The organism is Streptomyces sp. NPDC091271 (assembly GCF_044757505.1).
In the GTDB taxonomy this organism is placed as follows: Bacteria; Actinomycetota; Actinomycetes; order Streptomycetales; family Streptomycetaceae; genus Streptomyces.
Map to the genome: position 1 here is coordinate 178,411 of NZ_JBIVVD010000008.1, position 13,093 is coordinate 191,503.

A 13,093-nucleotide genomic window follows, 5' to 3' on the forward strand; every position below is an offset into this window, starting at 1 on the left:
CAGGAACGTTACTGATCAGTAGAGGAGCGTGGGTATGCGGCTCGGCATCAATCTCGGTTACTGGGGTGCGGGGATGGACGGCGACAACCTCGCCGTGGCCCAGGAGGCCGACCGGCTCGGCTACGACGTCTGCTGGGCGGCCGAGGCGTACGGCTCCGACGTGCCGACGGTGCTCGCCTGGGTCGCGGCCCGGACCGAGTCCATCGACGTGGGCTCCGCCATCATGCAGATCCCGGCCCGCCAGCCCGCCATGACGGCCATGACCGCGGCCACCCTCGACTCGCTCTCCGGGGGCCGTTTCCGTCTCGGCCTCGGTGTCTCCGGACCGCAGGTCTCCGAGGGCTGGTACGGCGTCAAGTTCGACAAGCCGCTGGCCCGCACCCGCGAGTACGTCGAGATCGTGCGCAGGGCGATGTCCCGGGAGCGTCTGTCCTACGAGGGCGAACACTGGACGCTGCCGCTGCCCGACGGCCCGGGCAAGCCCATCAAGCTGACCGTCCACCCGCAGCGCGAGCACATCCCGCTCTACATCGCCGCGATCGGCCCGAAGAACCTGGAGCAGACCGGCGAGATCGCCGACGGGGCCCTGCTGATCTTCCCCTCCGCCGACCACCTGGAGGAGACCGCGGTGAAGCACCTGCGGGCCGGGCGCGAGAAGGCCGGTAAGACGATGGACGGCTTCGACGTCTGTCCCACGGTGCCGCTCGCCGTCGGCGACGACGTCAACGGTCTCGCCGACATGTTCCGCCCGTACACCGCTCTCTACGTCGGCGGCATGGGCAGCCGCAAGCAGAACTTCTACAACCAGCTCGCCCAGCGCATGGGCTACGAGAAGGAAGCCGCCGAGATCCAGGACAAGTACCTGTCAGGCGACAAGGCCGGCGCGGCGGCCGCCGTCCCGCACCAGCTGATCGACCAGACCACGCTGCTCGGCTCGGTGGACCGGATCGCAGACCGGATGCAGGCGTACGCGGCCGCCGGCGTGACCACGCTGACCCTCGCCCCGGCGGGCTTCACGCTCGACGAGCGGCTCGCGGCCCTGCGCGCCGGGACCGACGCCCTGGAGCGCTCCGGCCTCGCCGCGTAACCACCGGCGCAGCACTACGGCCGTGGTGGGGGCTCGGGGGTCCTCCCCGCCACGGCCGTCACACGGAACAACGCGCCGCCGGGCCCCCGGGTTACGCCCCGTACTCCTTGCGGGACGCCCGGGCAGGTCCGGCCGCCGCCGGGCGCCCGTTCGGCCCTGCCGGGCCCCTCCCGTGTTGCCTACCGACGCGTACCGAATTTGACTGTGCCTCTGCGGACACCGGTGCGAAAGGTGGCAGTGATGCTCTCGGCAAAGAGTCTGTTCCAGGAGATCCTCGACAACGACGAGTCGTTCCGGCTGTTCTGCTCGATCGCCGCCGGCGGGGAGACGCAGGGCGGCTGGGAGAACGGTCGTATCGCCGCGCTCGTCCCCCCGGGCCTGCGCGAGCTGGCGCCCAAGGTCGCCCGGCACGGTGCCGACGAGGACAAGCACGGCCGGATCTTCAACGCCCTGCTGAAGCAGCGCGGACTCCAGCCGGTGACGGTGCCGTACGAGACCGACTACACCCTCCTGCTGGAGCGCCACGGCATCGGCCTGGCACACGACCGGCTCAGCCGTGAGGAGCCGCTCACCGAACGGGACATCATCGTCTACCTGGCCCACAGCAGGGTCACCGAACAGCGGGCGTCCGAGCAGATGCGGCTCCTGCTCAAGTACTTCGCCGGGCACCCCGTCCTCGGCCGCGCCGTGAAGATGATCTCGCGGGACGAGGACAACCACCTCGCGTACTGCCACGAGGAACTCCTCCGCTTCGCCCGGGCCGGACACGGCCGGACGATCCAGTCCGTCCTGCGGGAGTGCGCCCAGGCCGAGATCCGCGTGTACCGCGACGTCAGCATCGCCGTGATGAGCCACATGGGAGCCGTGCTGGGCTGGCCCCGCGCCAAGTCCGCCGTACTCGTCGCGGGCATCCACGCGATGCACGCCTACGAGCGGCTGGTGGGATGGCGGCGCATGGTGAGCCTCGAACAGCCCGCCCTGCGCGACGCGCTCGGCGGCCCGGCCGTACCCGAGAACGAATACGCCTGAGACGCCCTACAGCCAGTCTCGGCGCTTGAACAGGCGGTACAGCCCGGCGACCGCGATGCCCATCAGCGCGATCACCGCCGGGTAGGTCCAGGCCCAGTGGAGTTCGGGCATGTGCTCGAAGTTCATGCCGTAGATCCCCGCCACCATGGTGGGTACGGCGGCCATGGCGGCCCACGCCGAGATCTTCCGCATGTCGTCGTTCTGCCGGACGCCCACCTGCGCCAGGTGCGCCGACAGAATGTCCGAGAGCAGCCGGTCGAGCCCTTCCACCTGCTCGACGGCACGCGTCAGGTGGTCGTTCACGTCCCGGAAGAACGGCTGCGAATCCGTGTCGACGAACGGCACGCCCGCGCTCGACAGCCGTGCCATCGGTGCGCTCAGCGGATTCGTCGCCCGGCGGAATTCGAGCACCTGCCGCTTGAAGGTGTAGATGCTCGCCGCCGTGTTCGTGGTGTCCCTGGAGCCGGTCGGGGCGAAGACCTGGGCCTCCAGCTCCTCCAGGTCGACCTGGAGCTCCGCGGCGACCTCGATGTAGTGGTCGACCACGGCGTCGCTGACCGCGTAGAGCACCGACGTGGGCCCGTGCCTGAGGACCTCGGGCTCGGCCTCCAGCCGCTGCCGCACCGCCGCGAGCGGCGCGCCCTCGCCGTGCCGCACCGTCACCACGAAGGAATCGCCTATGAACAGCATCAGCTCACCGGCGCTCACCGTGTCGCTCTCCTGCTCGTAGACCACCGGCTTGATCACCACGAACAGTGAGTCGTCGTAGATCTCCAGCTTGGGCCGCTGATGGGCGCGCAGGGCGTCCTCCACCGCCAGCGGATGCAACGAGAACTCACTGGTGACCAGGTCGAACTCCTTCTCCGTCGGCTCGTGCAGCCCGATCCAGAGAAAAGCGTCCCCGCTGGAACGTGCCTCGTCGAGGGCATCGGAGAAGTCGGCGGGACCTTCGGTCCGACGCCCGTCCCGGTAAATTCCGCAGTCGACGATCACTCGCGCATTCTTCCCTGCCGCGGAGGGTTCACGCACCTCTACGCTGGCAGGTATGCCCACGCTCATCCTTGTACGCCACGGACGCTCGACCGCCAACACCTCCGGAGTGCTCGCGGGCCGGACCCCTGGCGTCTCCCTCGACGAACGCGGCGGAGAACAGGCCGCGGCCCTGCCCGGCCGCCTGGCCGCCCTCACGCTCGTGGCGGCCGTCAGCAGCCCTCTGCAGCGCTGCCGGGAGACGCTCCAGCCGCTGCTCGACGCCCGCCCGGACCTCCCGCTGCACACCGAGGACCGCATCAGCGAGTGCGACTACGGGGACTGGTCGGGGCGCAAGCTCGCCGAACTCTCCGACGAACCGCTGATGAGGGTCGTCCAGCAGCACCCCTCGGCCGCCGCCTTCCCCGGCGGCGAGTCCATGCGGGCCATGCAGGCCCGGGCCGTCGACGCCGTGCGGGACTGGAACTCCCGTGTGGAGGCGGAGCACGGCGAGGACGCCACGTATGTGATGTGCTCGCACGGCGACATCATCAAGGCCCTCGTCGCCGACGCGCTCGGCATGCACCTCGACCTCTTCCAGCGCCTGCACGCGGACCCGTGTTCCGTCACCGCGATCCGCTACACCTCGTTGCGCCCGTTCCTCCTCCGCCTCGGCGACACCGGCGACTTCGCGTCCCTGGCACCACGGGAACAGGCCATCGGGGCCGACGCGGCAGGGGAGAGGGCAACGGATGCGGCCGTCGGGGGCGGCGCTGGGGCACCGTGATCGCTCCGCGCAGTAGGGTGGACGCGCCGTAGAGCCCTTGCGGGACATCTCGCAGGGCCCCGGGGCCGCCCCCATCCGCCATCACATTCTCAAGGGAGACAGGACGTGTCCCGTCAGGTGTTCCTCTACGACCCTCCGGACCGTTTCGTGGCCGGTACGGTCGGGCTGCCTGGCCGCCGTACGTTTTTCCTGCAGGCATCCTCGCGCGGACGGGTCACCAGCGTGGCCCTGGAGAAGACGCAGGTCGCCGCGTTGGCCGAACGGATCGACGAACTCCTCGACGAGGTCGTGCGGCGGACCGGCGGCAACTCACCGGTGCCCGCGGTGGCACCCATGGACGTCACCGACAGCGCTCCGCTCGACGCCCCCGTCGAGGAGGAGTTCAGGGTCGGCACGATGGCACTCGCCTGGGACGGCGAGGAGCAGCGCATGATCGTCGAGGCGCAGGCCCTCGTCGAACTGGACGCCGACTCCGAGGACGACCTCGCCGAGGCCGAGGAAAGGCTTCTGCAGGACGAGGAGAACGGCCCGCCGATGCTGCGCGTCCGGCTGAGCGGTGCCCAGGCGCGGGCGTTCGCCAAACGCGCGCTGGACGTCGTGAACGCGGGCCGCCCGCCCTGCCCGCTCTGCAGCCTCCCCCTCGACCCGGAAGGACACGTATGCCCGCGCCAGAACGGATACCGTCGCGGGGCCTGACGGAGGCGGGGCTGCGCACTCTCCTCGCCGAGGGGGAGCTCACGGTCCTCGGCCGGGTCAGGGGCGCGTCGAACGCGGTGCTCCACTGCACGGTCGCGTACGAGGGCGAGGAACGCCTCTGCGTCTACAAGCCGGTCGCCGGCGAGCAGCCGCTGTGGGACTTCCCCGACGGCACGCTCGCCCAGCGGGAGGTCGCCGCGTACGAGATCTCCGAGGCCACCGGCTGGGGACTCGTGCCGCCCACGGTGCTGCGGGAGGGCCCCTACGGCGAGGGGATGTGCCAGCTGTGGATCGAGGCGGAGGCCGACGGCGAGGACGCCGCGGCGTCCGCCCACGGGCTGCCGCCCCTGCTCGCGCTCGTCGAGGCCGAGGAGCCCGGGGACGGCTGGAAAGCGGTCGGCTTCGCCGAGGTGGGGGAGGGGAAGACCGCCCTGCTGGTGCACGCCGACGATCCCCGTCTGCGCAGGCTCGCGGTCCTGGACGCGGTGATCAACAACGGTGACCGCAAGGGAGGGCACCTGCTGTCCGCTCCGGGCGGGCGGCTGTACGGCATCGACCACGGCGTCACCTTCAACGCCGACGACAAGCTGCGCACGCTCCTCTGGGGGTGGGCGGGCGAGCCGCTGACTGCGGAGGCGGCCGAGGTGCTCGACCGGCTCTCCGCCGGCCTGGAACCGGGCGCGGTGCTTGCCACCCGGTTGGGGGAACTGATCACCGCCGCGGAGACCGAGGCGCTGCGCGACCGGGTGGAGAGCCTCCGCAAGTCCGGCCGCCACCCCCTGCCGAGCGGGGACTGGCCGCCGATCCCGTGGCCGCCCGTGTGACACCGCCCCACCGGGGCCCGGGGCGGGTGGGCCGCTCCGGGCCCCGGTGCGTAGGCGAAGACCGCCCCGCCCGCAAGACCGCCTCTTCGGCCACGATCTGCCATCCGGTTCGTATCCGGAAGCATCGTCCGGTTACGCTCATGACATGCATGCCTGGCCCGCTTCTGAGGTCCCCGCCCTGCCTGGCAAGGGCCGCGACCTTCGGATCCACGACACCGCGACCGGCGGACGGATCACCCTTGACCCCGGTCCCGTCGCCCGCATCTATGTCTGCGGCATCACGCCGTACGACGCGACCCATATGGGTCATGCGGCGACCTACAACGCGTTCGACCTCGTGCAGCGCGTGTGGCTCGACACCAAGCGGCAGGTTCACTACGTCCAGAACGTGACCGACGTGGATGATCCGCTGCTGGAGCGGGCCGTGCGCGACGGCGAGGACTGGACCGAGCTCGCGGAGCGCGAGACGGCTCTCTTCCGGGAGGACATGACCGCACTGCGCATGCTCCCCCCGAAGCACTACATCGGGGCCGTCGAGGCGATACCCGGCATCGTCCCGCTCGTGGAACGTCTCCGTGACGCGGGCGCCGCCTACGAACTCGACGGGGACGTGTACTTCTCCGTCGAGTGCGACCCGCACTTCGGCGAGGTCTCCGGCCTCGACGCCGAGGCCATGCGGCTGCTCTCCGCCGAGCGCGGCGGTGACCCGGAGCGCCCCGGCAAGAAGAACCCGCTCGACCCGATGCTCTGGATGGCCGCCCGTGAGGGCGAGCCGAGCTGGGACGGCGGCTCCCTCGGCCGTGGCAGGCCCGGCTGGCACATCGAGTGCGTCGCCATCGCGCTCGACCACCTCGGGATGGGCTTCGACGTGCAGGGGGGCGGCTCCGACCTCGCCTTCCCGCACCACGAGATGGGCGCCTCGCACGCCCAGGTGCTGACGGGCGAGCACCCCTTCGCCCGCGCCTACGTCCACGCCGGCATGGTCGCCCTGAACGGCGAGAAGATGTCCAAGTCCAAGGGCAACCTCGTCTTCGTGTCGGCGCTGCGCCGGGACGACGTGGACCCCGCGGCGATCAGGCTCGCCCTGCTCGCTCACCACTACCGTGCCGACTGGGAGTGGACCGACCAGGTACTCGCCGACGCGGTCGAGCGTCTCGCCAAGTGGCGCGCCGCCGTCTCCCGTCCCGACGGTCTCCCCGCCGACGCGCTGGTCGAGGAGGTGCGGGAGGCCCTGGCCGACGACCTGGACGCCCCGGCCGCCCTCGCCGCCGTGGACCGCTGGGCCGCGGAGCAGAACTCCGGCGGGGGCACGGACGAAGGTGCGCCCGGGCTCGTCTCACGCACCGTCGACGCCCTGCTGGGCGTCGCGCTCTGACCCTGCCCACAGGTCGCCGAACGGCCCCGGACTTCGTGAGAGATCGACGAAGTCCGGGGCCGTTCCCCGTGCGGGAGGCGGGCGGTCAGTCGTCCGAGGCGTCCTCGTCCGGCCCTGCGGGCGGCGGGTCCTCGGGCGTGGTGCCCCCGTCGGCGTCCTTCGGCCGGCCCTTGTCCTTCTCCGGACGCTGCGGCTTCGGCGGCCTCGTACGGCCGCTGGAGGTGTCCCGCAGATAGGGCACGTCGCCGCTCTCCGTGGCGTGACCGCCCGGCCCCTGGCCGGGGCCGCCGATGTCCCTGCGCCGCAGGTAGCGCTCGAACTCGCGGGCGATGGCCTCTCCCGACGCCTCGGGCAGCTCGGCGGTGTCCCGCGCCTCCTCCAGCGTCTGTACGTACTCCGCGACCTCGCTGTCCTCGGCGGCCAGCTGATCGACCCCGAGCTGCCAGGCGCGGGCGTCCTCGGGCAGCTCGCCCAGCGGGATCCGCATTCCGAGCAGATCCTCCAGGCGGTTCAGGAGCGCCAGCGTCGCCTTGGGGTTCGGCGGCTGCGACACATAGTGCGGCACCGCCGCCCACAGGCTCACCGCGGGCACCCCCGCATGCGTGCAGGCCTCCTGGAGGATGCCCACGATGCCGGTCGGCCCCTCGTACCGGGTCTCCTCCAGGTCCATGGTCCTCGCCAGGTCCGGATCCGAGGTGACCCCGCTGACGGGCACCGGCCTGGTGTGCGGGGTGTCGCCGAGCAGCGCTCCCAGGATGACGACCATCTCGACGCCCAGCTCATGGGCGAAGCCCAGGATCTCGTTGCAGTACGAACGCCAGCGCATGGACGGTTCGATGCCGCGGATCAGGACCAGATCACGGGGCTTCTCGCCACCGACCCGCACCACGGAGAGCCGGGTGGTGGGCCAGGTGATCTTGCGTGTCCCGCCGTCCAGCCACACCGTGGGCCGGTTGACCTGGAAGTCGTAGTAGTCCTCGGCGTCGAGCGCCGCGAAGACCTCGCCCTTCCACTCCCGGTCCAGATGCGCGACCGCTGTGGAGGCGGCGTCACCCGCGTCGTTCCAGCCCTCGAACGCGGCCACCATGACCGGGTCGATCAGCTCGGGTACCCCCTCGAGCTCGATCACCCAGGCCTCCTTCCGAAGTTCCCTTGTGTACGGACCAACCTTACGGCTTCCGCCCTGTTCCGCCGTAGCCGTTTGCGCGCGGAGGTGAAGCGTGCCACCTCTTGATTCATCCGAGCTGTAACGGCTGAAACTGATCGAAATCGCTCCGGGCCCTGGACTGTGGGGCCTGCGGGAGGTTATACATCGGATGACCACTGAGAGATCCGATGTTATTCCCCTGGGGGCGCACATGAGTCTGACCGTCATGGATTTCGAGGTCGACGACATCCGCTTTCCCACCTCGGAACAGCTGGACGGCTCGGACGCCATGAACCCCGACCCCGACTACTCCGCCGCCTATGTCGTCCTGCGCACGGACGGCGAGGGCGCGGAGGGGCACGGCTTCTGCTTCACCATCGGCCGCGGCAACGACGTGATGGCCGCGGCCATCGAGGCACTCCGCTCCTATGTGGTGGGCCGCCCCGCACCACGGACGGCGGCGGACCTCGCCGCCCTCTACCGCCGGCTCACGCACGACTCCCAGCTGCGCTGGCTCGGCCCCGAGAAGGGCGTGATGCACATGGCGGCCGGAGCCGTCGTCAACGCGGCCTGGGACCTCGCGGCGCGGCTGGCCGGGAAGCCCGTCTGGCGGTTCCTCGCGGAGATGACCCCGGAGGAGCTCGTCTCCCTCGTCGACTTCCGCTACCTCAGCGACGCCCTCACCCCGCAGGAGGCGCTCGGCATCCTCCGCGCCGCGGAGCCGGGCCGCGCCGAGCGCACCGAGCGGCTGCTGGCCGAGGGCTATCCGGCGTACACCACCTCGCCCGGCTGGCTGGGATACGACGACGACAAGCTCGTGCGCCTGGCCGAGGAGGCCGTCGCGGACGGTTTCACCCAGATCAAGCTGAAGGTCGGCGGCGATCTGGACGACGACATCCGCAGACTCACGCTCGCCCGCCGGGCCGTCGGCCCCGGCATCCGGATCGCCGTCGACGCCAACCAGCGCTGGGACGTCGCCGAGGCGGTGGAGTGGATGACCGCCCTCGCCCCGTACGACCCGTACTGGATCGAGGAGCCGACCAGCCCCGACGACGTGCTCGGCCACGCCGCCGTGCGCGCCGGGCAGCCCGTCAAGGTCGCCACCGGCGAACACATCGCCAACCGGGTCGTGTTCAAGCAGCTGCTCCAGGCCGGCGCGGTCGACTTCGTCCAGATCGACGCCGCACGCGTGGCCGGGGTCAACGAGAACCTCGCGGTCCTGCTGCTCGCCGCCAAGTTCGGCGTCCCGGTCTGCCCCCACGCCGGAGGCGTCGGACTCTGCGAACTCGTCCAGCACCTCTCGATGTTCGACTACGTCGCGGTCTCTGGCAGCCAGGAGGACCGCGTGATCGAGTACGTCGACCATCTCCACGAACACTTCGCCGACCCGGCCGTCGTCGAGCACGGCCGCTACGTCACCCCGCGCGGACCGGGCTTCTCGGCCCGGATGCTCCCCGCCTCCATCGCCGCGCACCGTTACCCGCAGGGCCTCGCGTGGCAGGCCCCCCGCACCCCCGAGGAGACCGACCGATGACCGGTACGCAGGATTTCGACGGACTGTCCGCCCTGGTGACGGGCGGCGCGTCCGGGATCGGGGCCGCCGTGGCGACCCTGCTGCTCGCCCGTGGGGCGCGAGTCGCGGTACTCGACCTCGATCCCAAGGGCGCTCCCGAGGGGGCACTCGCCCTGGAGGCAGACGTCACCGACGACGAAGCCGTACGGGACGCCGTCGACCGGGCCGCCGCGGAACTGGGCGGCCTGCACACCCTGGTGTCCAACGCGGGGATCGGCTCGATCGGCACCGTCGAGGACAACACGGACGCGGAATGGACTCGCGTACTGGACATCAACGTGCTCGGCATGGTCCGCACGGCCCGTCACGCGCTGCCCCATCTGCGCCGCGCCGCCGCCGGGCGGCCAGGGGCCGTGTCGATCACCCAGACCTGCTCCATCGCCGCGACAGCCGGTCTGCCGCAGCGCGCGCTCTACAGCGCCAGCAAGGGGGCCGTGCTCTCCCTCACCCTCGCGATGGCCGCCGACCACGTCCGCGAGGGGATCAGGGTCAACTGCGTCAATCCGGGGACCGCGGACACCCCCTGGATCGGCCGGCTGCTCGGCCGGGCCGAGGACCCGGCAGCCGAGCGCGCCGCGCTCGACGCCCGTCAGCCACTGGGACGGCTGGTCTCCGCCGACGAGGTGGCCGCGGCCGTCGTCTACCTGGCGAGCCCGGCGGCGGCGTCCGTCACCGGCACCGCGCTCGCCGTCGACGGCGGGATGCAGGGCCTGCGGCTGCGCCCCGCCCCCTCACAGGGTTGACCGCAGCCACTGCTCCACGCTCGCCACGTGCACCGTCGCCCAGGACCGGGCCGCCTCGGCGTCCCGGTCCCGCAGCGCGGCCAGAATCGCCCGGTGCTCGCGCAGGGTGCGGCCGACCGCGTCCTCCTGGGTCAGCCCGCGCCACACCCTGGCCCGGGTGGTCGGGCCGGACAGGCCGTCCAGCAGGGAGCACAGCACCGAATTGCCGGAGTGCTGGACGATGCTGCGATGGAACTCCAGGTCGCCGGCGACCAGCGCCTCCACCGATGGCTCCGGGCCCAGCGCGTCCAGCTGGGCGCTCAGCGCGTCCAGTTGTTCCTCGGTGATGCGCAGTGCCGCCATCGCCGTGGCCGCCGGCTCCAGGATCCGGCGGACCGCGAAGAACTCCAGCACCGTGTCGTCGCGGTGGAAGTCCACCACGAAGCTGAGTGCCTCCAGGAGCAGCTGCGGGTCCAGACTGGTGACGTAGGTGCCGTCGCCCTGACGGACGTCGAGGATCCGGATCAGCGACAGCGCGCGCACGGCCTCCCGCAGGGAGTTGCGCGACAGGCCCAGTTCGGCCGCGAGTTCGCTCTCCTTGGGGAGACGGTCCCCCGGGGCCAGCGCGCCTGAGACGATCATTCCCTTGATCTTCTCGATCGCTTCGTCGGTGACGGCCATGAAGGCCTCCTCGCGCACAAGACATCCGATGTATGGATCTCATTATGCGGCCCCCGGGCGTCGCCGCGCCCCACACCCGGTCGGAGGCACCGGCCCCCGGTCACTCCCAGAGCGTGGAGGGCGCCTCGCGCCGTACGACCGGGGCGATCTCCTCGGCGAACCGCTGCAGTGTCTCCAGCTGTTCGCCGTGCGACAGGCCGAAGCCGTCCACGGTGATCGACTGCAGGTCATGCCCGTACACCGCGTGGTAGCCGAGGATCTTGTCGATGATCTGCTGAGGGGAGCCGATGAGCTGCGGCCCGTTCGCGATCGCGTCCTCGATCGTGCGGAACGGGGTGTTGTAGCCGGCCCTGCCTTCCAGGTGCGGCTTGAACGACCGGGCGACCCCGGCCTCGTACAGCTCCTTGTAGCGCTCCACGGCCTTCTCCGTCGTGTCCGCGATCAGCAGACCGCCGGAGCCCGCCGCTACCCGCGCTCCCGCCGGATCGTGTCCGTACTCCTCGAACCGCTCCCGGTAGTGGGCGATCAGCCCGGCGTATGCCTCACGGGGCTGGATCGCGTTGGCCGTGAAGAGCGGATCGCCGTGCTTCGCCGCGAGCTCGGGGGAGTTGAGGCTGGTCGCCGAGCCGTGCCAGACACGCGGGGGACCGGCGTACGGACGTGGCACGGTCGTCACGCCCTTCAGCGGCGGACGGAACTCACCCTCCCAGTCGACGCCCTCCTCGCTCCACAGCCGCCGCAGCAGCTCGTACTTCTCCCTCTGCAGATCCCACTGCCGCTCCTCGTCCAGCCCGAACAGGCTGAAGTGACCGGCCTCCGCGCCCTTCCCCACGACGAGTTCGAGCCTGCCCCGCGAGATCTGGTCGAGTGTGGCGAACTCCTCCGCCACGCGCACCGGATCGAGGATCGCGACGACCGTGACCCCGGTCAGCAGCCGGATGGTGGAGGTCCTCGCGGCAAGCGCGCCCAGCACCACGCCGGGGCTCGACGAGAGGAACGGCCCGGCGTGCCGTTCCCCGACGGCGTACGCGTCGAAGCCGAGCCGCTCCGCCGCCGCACCGGTCTCGATCACTTCGTGGAACCGCTCGGCGGCCGAGGGGAGCCCGCCCGTCAGCGGATGCGGGGCATGGCCGAGGAGGGAGAGTACGGAGAACTTCAAGGGGGCCTTCCTTCGTCGGATCCGGGGGCGGGGGTCAGGCGGCGGCGAGGCCGAGGTGGCCGCGCAGGGTCCGGGCGGAGTATCCGGTGCGGAAGAGCCCTCGTCGCTGCAGCACGGGCACCAGCCCGGCCACGATCGCGTCGAGGTCGTCGGGAAGCACCGCAGGCCGCAGCCGGAACCCGTCCGCGCCGCCCTCGTGGAACCACTCCTGAAGAAGGTCGGCCAGCCCCGCCGGCGTACCGGAGAAGACGGCGGCGTCCGAGGTGAAGGGCGCTCCGGCGGCCTCCTCCAGACCGGCCCGGCGCGCGTCGGCCGCCTCCTGGCTGTCGTCCAGTACGACATCGATGTCGGCGAAGACGCGCAGCGAGCCGGCCGGGCGGCCCGCCTCCTCACGCAGCGACTCGACCTCCTCGCGCACGGCGGCCAGCGCCTCGGTGTCCGCCGGGGTCACGAGGACGACATCGCCGTGGGCGGCCGCCAGCCGGTACGGGACCGTGGCGTGCGCGAGCAGCACCAGCGGCGGCCGGCCCTGCGGAGAGGGCACGGCGTTCTCCCACGCCGCTGTGGCCTCGGTCAGGAAATCATCTGCCTGCGAGAAGAGTTGGGCCACCCGCCGGTCGCCCTCGGGAGTGCCGAGGATCGCCACGAGCCGGGCGTGCTCCGGATTGCCCGTCGTGGCCCGGGGCCGTACCCCCGCCCGCCCCGCGCTCAGATGGTCGAGCGTCGCGATCCGCGTCGCCCAGGCCGTGGGGTCACCCGTCGTGGGGCCCAGCGGGACGAGCCCGATCCGGTCGGTGACCTGCGCCGCCAGCGCGAGCAGCAGCGCGGAGTCGAGCCGCCCCGGGCCGTCCTCCACCGTGATGAAGTCGAGGAGCCCGGCCTCGGCGCCGCGCACCAGCCGGGCGTAGTCGTCGGGTGTGAAGGGTCTGGCGGGCGCGGCCGGATGCGAACCGGCGCCGTTGAGCGCCACTGACAGATGGAATCCCTGGTGTTCGGACATCTCTCCACTGTCCCCGCGTCACATTGCACCCGTATGGCGGCTGC

13 protein-coding genes are annotated in these 13,093 nt (G+C 71.5%); 8 read left to right on the forward strand and 5 right to left on the reverse strand.

Annotation, left to right across the window (positions count from 1 at the left end):
- Positions 1–34: 34 nt before the first annotated feature.
- Together ACIQM3_RS30605 and ACIQM3_RS30610 are read left to right on the forward strand one after the other, a co-directional pair.
- The gene (locus ACIQM3_RS30605) at positions 35–1,087 is read left to right on the forward strand and encodes an LLM class F420-dependent oxidoreductase (RefSeq protein WP_356714632.1); all 1,053 of its coding nucleotides are present in this window, start codon (positions 35–37) and stop codon (positions 1,085–1,087) included.
- Between the two features lie 240 nt (positions 1,088–1,327).
- A complete protein-coding gene (locus ACIQM3_RS30610) occupies positions 1,328–2,116 on the forward strand; it encodes a ferritin-like domain-containing protein (RefSeq protein ID WP_401630109.1) in 789 nt (262 codons plus the stop codon).
- Between the two features lie 6 nt (positions 2,117–2,122).
- Here the strand turns inward: ACIQM3_RS30610 and corA are convergent, their stop codons facing one another.
- Positions 2,123–3,109 carry a magnesium/cobalt transporter CorA gene (gene corA / locus ACIQM3_RS30615; protein ID WP_401630111.1) on the reverse strand — a complete coding sequence of 329 codons (987 nt, stop codon included), beginning with the start codon at positions 3,107–3,109 and terminating at the stop codon, positions 2,123–2,125.
- 52 nt (positions 3,110–3,161) lie between these two features.
- Between corA and ACIQM3_RS30620 the strand changes: the two genes are divergently transcribed.
- The 4 genes from ACIQM3_RS30620 (at position 3,162) to mshC (ending at position 6,767) form a co-directional block, all read left to right on the forward strand.
- Positions 3,162–3,872 (forward strand): histidine phosphatase family protein, encoded by a 711-nt coding sequence (locus ACIQM3_RS30620; RefSeq protein ID WP_362937750.1) that lies wholly within the window; start codon positions 3,162–3,164, stop codon positions 3,870–3,872.
- A 105-nt stretch (positions 3,873–3,977) separates the two neighbouring features.
- A complete protein-coding gene (locus ACIQM3_RS30625; protein ID WP_104790241.1) occupies positions 3,978–4,568 on the forward strand; it encodes a DUF3090 domain-containing protein in 591 nt (196 codons plus the stop codon).
- Complete coding sequence (locus ACIQM3_RS30630) at positions 4,532–5,392, forward strand: SCO1664 family protein (RefSeq protein ID WP_401630114.1); 861 nt, start codon at positions 4,532–4,534, stop codon at positions 5,390–5,392. Before ACIQM3_RS30625 ends, ACIQM3_RS30630 begins: the two co-directional genes overlap by 37 nt.
- Positions 5,393–5,537: 145 nt before the next feature.
- Positions 5,538–6,767, forward strand: coding sequence for a cysteine--1-D-myo-inosityl 2-amino-2-deoxy-alpha-D-glucopyranoside ligase (gene mshC, locus ACIQM3_RS30635; protein WP_401630116.1), 1,230 nt, complete (start codon positions 5,538–5,540; stop codon positions 6,765–6,767).
- Between the two features lie 85 nt (positions 6,768–6,852).
- Here mshC and ACIQM3_RS30640 read toward each other — a convergent pair whose 3' ends face one another.
- Positions 6,853–7,896, reverse strand: coding sequence for a PAC2 family protein (locus tag ACIQM3_RS30640; RefSeq protein WP_401630118.1), 1,044 nt, complete (start codon positions 7,894–7,896; stop codon positions 6,853–6,855).
- Between the two features lie 229 nt (positions 7,897–8,125).
- Between ACIQM3_RS30640 and ACIQM3_RS30645 the strand changes: the two genes are divergently transcribed.
- Both ACIQM3_RS30645 and ACIQM3_RS30650 read left to right on the forward strand, forming a co-directional pair.
- Positions 8,126–9,448, forward strand: coding sequence for an L-fuconate dehydratase (locus ACIQM3_RS30645; RefSeq protein WP_401630119.1), 1,323 nt, complete (start codon positions 8,126–8,128; stop codon positions 9,446–9,448).
- Positions 9,445–10,230: an SDR family NAD(P)-dependent oxidoreductase gene (locus tag ACIQM3_RS30650; RefSeq protein WP_401630121.1), complete on the forward strand. Its 786-nt coding sequence runs from the start codon at positions 9,445–9,447 to the stop codon at positions 10,228–10,230. Before ACIQM3_RS30645 ends, ACIQM3_RS30650 begins: the two co-directional genes overlap by 4 nt.
- Here ACIQM3_RS30650 and ACIQM3_RS30655 read toward each other — a convergent pair.
- The 3 genes from ACIQM3_RS30655 to ACIQM3_RS30665 all read right to left on the reverse strand — a co-directional run bounded on the left by ACIQM3_RS30655 (position 10,219) and on the right by ACIQM3_RS30665 (position 13,049).
- Positions 10,219–10,890 carry a FadR/GntR family transcriptional regulator gene (locus tag ACIQM3_RS30655; RefSeq protein ID WP_401630123.1) on the reverse strand — a complete coding sequence of 224 codons (672 nt, stop codon included), beginning with the start codon at positions 10,888–10,890 and terminating at the stop codon, positions 10,219–10,221. The two genes, ACIQM3_RS30650 and ACIQM3_RS30655, sit on opposite strands and share 12 nt — an antisense overlap.
- 100 nt (positions 10,891–10,990) lie before the next feature.
- Positions 10,991–12,049 (reverse strand): LLM class flavin-dependent oxidoreductase, encoded by a 1,059-nt coding sequence (locus ACIQM3_RS30660; RefSeq protein WP_401630125.1) that lies wholly within the window; start codon positions 12,047–12,049, stop codon positions 10,991–10,993.
- 34 nt (positions 12,050–12,083) lie between these two features.
- Positions 12,084–13,049 (reverse strand): LLM class flavin-dependent oxidoreductase, encoded by a 966-nt coding sequence (locus ACIQM3_RS30665; protein WP_401630127.1) that lies wholly within the window; start codon positions 13,047–13,049, stop codon positions 12,084–12,086.
- Positions 13,050–13,093 lie beyond the last annotated feature (44 nt).

What these genes read in the sequence shown, in the direction of transcription:
- ACIQM3_RS30650 (WP_401630121.1), top strand. Translation starts at nt 9,445, where the DNA reads ATGACCGGTACGCAGGATTTCGACGGACTGTCCGCCCTGGTGACGGGC.
- mshC (WP_401630116.1), top strand. Translation starts at nt 5,538, where the DNA reads ATGCATGCCTGGCCCGCTTCTGAGGTCCCCGCCCTGCCTGGCAAGGGC.
- ACIQM3_RS30665 (WP_401630127.1), bottom strand. Translation starts at nt 13,049, where the DNA reads ATGTCCGAACACCAGGGATTCCATCTGTCAGTGGCGCTCAACGGCGCC.
- ACIQM3_RS30645 (WP_401630119.1), top strand. Translation starts at nt 8,126, where the DNA reads ATGAGTCTGACCGTCATGGATTTCGAGGTCGACGACATCCGCTTTCCC.
- ACIQM3_RS30605 (WP_356714632.1), top strand. Translation starts at nt 35, where the DNA reads ATGCGGCTCGGCATCAATCTCGGTTACTGGGGTGCGGGGATGGACGGC.
- ACIQM3_RS30655 (WP_401630123.1), bottom strand. Translation starts at nt 10,890, where the DNA reads ATGGCCGTCACCGACGAAGCGATCGAGAAGATCAAGGGAATGATCGTC.
- ACIQM3_RS30630 (WP_401630114.1), top strand. Translation starts at nt 4,532, where the DNA reads ATGCCCGCGCCAGAACGGATACCGTCGCGGGGCCTGACGGAGGCGGGG.
- ACIQM3_RS30610 (WP_401630109.1), top strand. Translation starts at nt 1,328, where the DNA reads ATGCTCTCGGCAAAGAGTCTGTTCCAGGAGATCCTCGACAACGACGAG.
- ACIQM3_RS30620 (WP_362937750.1), top strand. Translation starts at nt 3,162, where the DNA reads ATGCCCACGCTCATCCTTGTACGCCACGGACGCTCGACCGCCAACACC.